Origin of the sequence: Moorena sp. SIO4E2 (genome assembly GCF_010671945.1) — a bacterium.
Lineage (GTDB): Bacteria > Cyanobacteriota > Cyanobacteriia > Cyanobacteriales > Coleofasciculaceae > Moorena > Moorena producens.
This window is the reverse complement of the sequence record NZ_JAAHIE010000249.1, coordinates 7,138-10,511: the sequence shown is the minus strand read 5'-3', so window position 1 is coordinate 10,511 and position 3,374 is coordinate 7,138. Positions and strand designations below refer to the sequence as shown.

The 3,374-nt window shown below is 42.9% G+C and carries 4 protein-coding genes; 2 read left to right on the top strand and 2 right to left on the bottom strand.

The annotated features are described in order from the left end of the window. Positions 1-98 precede the first annotated feature (98 nt). On the top strand, positions 99-248 hold the full coding sequence (locus F6K37_RS22530; RefSeq protein ID WP_154659735.1) for a hypothetical protein: 150 nt from the start codon (positions 99-101) through the stop codon (positions 246-248). Between the two features lie 301 nt (positions 249-549). Here the strand turns inward: F6K37_RS22530 and F6K37_RS22525 are convergent, their stop codons facing one another. Continuing rightward, positions 550-978 (bottom strand): hypothetical protein, encoded by a 429-nt coding sequence (locus F6K37_RS22525; protein ID WP_008181875.1) that lies wholly within the window; start codon positions 976-978, stop codon positions 550-552. A 183-nt stretch (positions 979-1,161) separates the two neighbouring features. Further along, on the bottom strand, positions 1,162-1,656 hold the full coding sequence (locus F6K37_RS22520) for a TIGR00725 family protein (protein WP_008181873.1): 495 nt from the start codon (positions 1,654-1,656) through the stop codon (positions 1,162-1,164). A gap of 310 nt (positions 1,657-1,966) precedes the next feature. On the opposite strand from F6K37_RS22520, the gene F6K37_RS22515 reads away from it, so the two are divergent. Continuing rightward, a partial coding sequence (locus F6K37_RS22515) for a tetratricopeptide repeat protein (protein WP_287252258.1) occupies positions 1,967-3,374 on the top strand: 1,408 nt, incomplete at its 3' end.

Here is a 3,374-nt window from a genome sequence, read left to right as displayed (position 1 = left end):
GATCTAATTTAAATGCAAAACCGCTTAATAATTATAATTAAGTATAGGCAAGGGAGTAGGGGTACATCTCATTAAAGCTGTTTGACCAGGTGGCTGGAATGGCCATTTTGGTGGAACGGGCATCTTGGTGGCACGGGCATCTTGGTGAAACGGGCATCTTGCCCGTTTCCTGCCGCAACCTTCAACCTGACAACCTTCAACCTGACAACCTACCCTACTCGAACGCCAAAGGCGAACAACATTTTTGAATTAAGAATGTAGAATGTAGAATTTAGAATTTAGAATGTAGAATTTAGAAAAGGACTTACGCATTTGGTCCCCACGGGGGCAAATGCGTAAGTCCTAAAATCAATAGGAGTAGGGTGGGCATCCTGCCCGCCGGAAAAGATTAGGAAGAAGCAAGATGCCTATTCTACAAGACTCTTCAATTCATTCCATTATTAAGTAATGCCAAAATAGGAACAGGCAAGATGCCTAAAAAGATTAGAAGCAAGATGCCTATTCTACAAGACTCTTCAATTCATTCCATTATTAATTAACGCCAGCTCACTAGCACCAACTAAATGAAAAACTCTGTTTTATCGAGTTCCACTCTCGAACTAGGTGGGTTTCACTTGGCCTTAACTTACGCCCCTTTAACTCAGGGTGACTAGCATAGAATACCGCATCGATTAATGCTGTAATTGTCTCCCGGTAATCCTTCAAGTCATAATCATAGGTTACATCATCAGCATAACAGCTAGGTATTTCCCTCCAGACAATCCTGTCTTTCAAAACTTTTTTAATAGCTAACCACTCTTTTTTGTACTGTGTTTGATGAGACTTGATATTCTTGTCTGACATTTCTGGATTAGCCTGCCAAAAATAAAAGTTAGTAAACCGGTCTAGTACAGACTCGGGAACACACGCAAGTGCTTGACTATGGAAAACAACGGAGGCGGAAATAATCGATAAGCCTAGAGATTTAAATTTGAGCATTGTCCGAAATCGTTACACTTATTTCTTTAGTCTTCTTTCTCTATAGGGGGTCTTCAGTATCTTTTGTGCATTAGTTCCAGTGCGATGCTCCTTTGGAGCCGCTACGCGAACGCATTTGTAATCACTCAAAAAAACTGTTGCACTGACACACTACTTGTGATCCGGCCTAGGTGTGAAACAGATTTAATCCTGACTTAAAATAGTTTTAACCAACTCAATAGCAGCCTCTGGACTTGTTGCCACAAACACATTCTCCTGGGACAGACTACAGAAAAACTCTTGACTCTCTGGATGGTCACTCAACAAAACAACCTTTTTCCAACTTTTGAGAGCCAGAGCAATTTCCGAGGCTGTTCCTATTCCCATTCCACAGGCAATCACCACATCACTGGAGAGTACATTAATCGTATTGCGAGCATTGCCCATATCCGTAACGATGGCAATATCGACAGCATCAGACATGGCCCTAGTGTCGTTGCTGGGTAAAATCCCGATAGTTAACCCACCAACCATTTTGGCTCCCCGACTGGCAGCATCCATCACTCCCACATTTCTGCCACCGGTTAGCAGTACCCAGCCATTATCAGCAATGAGTTGACCGAGACGATAAGCACGATTAATGTCAGTAGCAGTGGCCTTGTCACCGGGCCCCATTACCCCAACCACTATTTTTCTCATCGGTTATTTAAGTCTCAGAGACTGTTAATAAAGTAACTCTTTTGACAGCTATAGTATGAAGCTTCTGTAAAAGTTGTGTAAAAATTCGGTAAAGGTGTGCCTAATTGTGAATTGAATCACACCAATAATTGCGACTTATCTGCTAATAATTTCGTTTGCAAATAATGTCGTTAACAAAACCGCGTGAGCAATAACTGATTAACCCATTTTTTAAAAATTATTAGATATAATTCCTAGCGATATCTAATAATTAGATATTGACTACTGTTCCCTACTCCCTACTCCCTACTCCCAGAACAGCTGTTCTCTGTTGCCTTTGGAAATGTTCCATCGACTCAAACGATACTTTCTGACTAGTTCGGCATCCCCCAAACATGGCCTGCTGCCCTCAATGGCAGAAGATACCTTGCTCACTCCCCATCGACTCCATTATCACCATTGGCATGGGAATAATGGTCATCTCCCCCCTGTTGCGTTAGTTAACTGGTTATCGACATCAGAAGCATCTAGAGAACAACACAAGAATCATCACAGTAATCAGCCTACGCAACTAGAAACTATTCCCTTAGCAGGAGAACAGAAAACAGCAGAATCATGTATAAATCATGGGGATTACCTGTGGGCAAAAGGTCAACTAAATCAAGCAGTGACCCAGTATCACCAGGCAATTGCACTAGACCCTAAATCGAGTTTGGGTTACCAACGTCTAGGAGCAACGTTGAAGCAACAAGGTCAATTAGATCAAGCCACTGCTTACTATCGCAAAGCAATTAAATTGGCTGGACTAGAAACCATCGAGTTAGATCCGTCACAATCAAGAAAATCATCTATAGCTCAATCTGTTCCTAGCTCTAGTGAGCGCCACTGTAAACAACATCAGTCAGGAGGTCTTTTGGAAGCAGTCACGGTTTATCTACAACAGGCCCAGACTTACTTGAAGCAAAGACAATGGCAACAGGCGATAGCTGCCTGTGAGCGAGCCATTAAAATTGCCCCAGATACAGCCCAGGTTTACAAGATTTGGGGAAATGCGCTACAGTTCATGGGTCAGACTACTGAAGCTATGGGTTACTATGGCCAAGCTTTGGAAATTGAGCCGGATTTTGCCGAAGTTTATGCTAATCTCGGTAGCTTGTATGCCGGTCAGCAGGATTGGCAACATGCGATCGCATATTATCAAAAGGCGATTGAGCTAAAACCCGATTTGGCTGGAGCTTATCGCAACTTAGCTAAAGTATGGACTGAGGTGGGAAACCAAAAGGAAGTCCTTAAATGCTGTTATCATCAGCTGATGCTAGAGTTGGATAAAGCTAAACCAGAGGACTACCTTAATCTAGGACATCAGTTATTTAAGGAAGGTCTGGTAACAGAAGCGATCGCTTGTTACCGCCAGGTAATTGAGCGGAATCCCCAGTCGGTGGTAGCTTACCAAAACCTGGCAGAAGCCTTGAATCGCCAGGGGAAATGGCAAGAGGCAAATGTTTACTATCGTAAATTACTCCAATTCTATCGGACCGGTTCTCAGTTACCAGCTTCTGAGTTAACAGCTTCTGAGTTACCAGCTTCTGAGTTACCAGCTTCTGAGTTACCAGCTTCTGAGTTACCAGCTTCTGAGTTACCAGCTTCTCAGATAAATGGTCAGATAAATGGTCACACCCACAATCAAGCTAACTCCTCTGATGCCCTGAAACAGGCTATTGTTCCTGAATTGGTAGACA